The sequence below is a fragment of the Actinomadura chibensis NBRC 106107 genome, assembly GCF_001552135.1.
Lineage (GTDB): Bacteria > Actinomycetota > Actinomycetes > Streptosporangiales > Streptosporangiaceae > Spirillospora > Spirillospora chibensis.
The window spans coordinates 1-790 of sequence record NZ_BCQP01000132.1 but is presented as its reverse complement, the minus strand read 5'-3'; the positions used below and the strand labels follow the sequence as shown (position 1 = coordinate 790).

The 790-nt window shown below is 55.9% G+C and carries 1 rRNA gene; it reads left to right on the top strand.

The features are described from left to right. Nucleotides 1-339: 339 nt before the first annotated feature. Nucleotides 340-790, top strand: a 23S ribosomal RNA gene (locus ACH01S_RS41750); the annotation flags it as partial.

The window sequence follows — 790 nt, the reverse complement described above, 5'->3', positions numbered from 1 at the left end:
TTCATCGCTCATGCGATCCGGCTAGTACCGCCGCTGCAACCTCAGGGTTGGAGCGGAGTGGGAATGACGGCATCGGGTGGGAGGGGAGCTGGGCACGCTGTTGGGTCCTGAGGGAACGGGCTACCTAGCCTGGGTGACCTCGGATCGCGGGACCAAGACCACTTCCCATGTTCGTGGGTTGTGGTTTTGGTGGGCCCGGTTGTTTTTTGAGAACTGCACAGTGGACGCGAGCATCTCTGGTGAGACTCGACTCGTTGAATTGATCTTTGCCTTTTGGGGTGGGGGTTTGTTCTTCTGGTTGGGTCTTGTCTTCTGCGATTTGTTTTGATCGTTTTGTGTGTTCAAGTTTTTTAGGGCATACGGTGGATGCCTTGGCATCAGGAGCCGATGAAGGACGTGGGAGCCTGCGATATGCCTCGGGGAGTCGGCAACCAGACTTTGATCCGGGGATTTCCGAATGGGGAAACCTGGCACCCGTCATGGGGTGTCGCCGCCGTCTGAATGTATAGGGCGGTTGGTGGGAACGCGGGGAAGTGAAACATCTCAGTACCCGCAGGAAGAGAAAACAATAGTGATTCCGTGAGTAGTGGTGAGCGAAAGCGGAGGAGCCTAAACCGTGCGCGTGTGATACCTGGTAGGGGTTGCGTGTGCGGGGTTGTGGGACCATCCGGCTGGGTCTACCAGTCCAGCAAAGAGTTACAAAACACTGTGATAGCCGAATGGTTTGGGAAAGCCGACCGTAGACGGTGAGAGTCCGGTAGGTGAAATCATGGTGTCTCTTGGGTGTGTT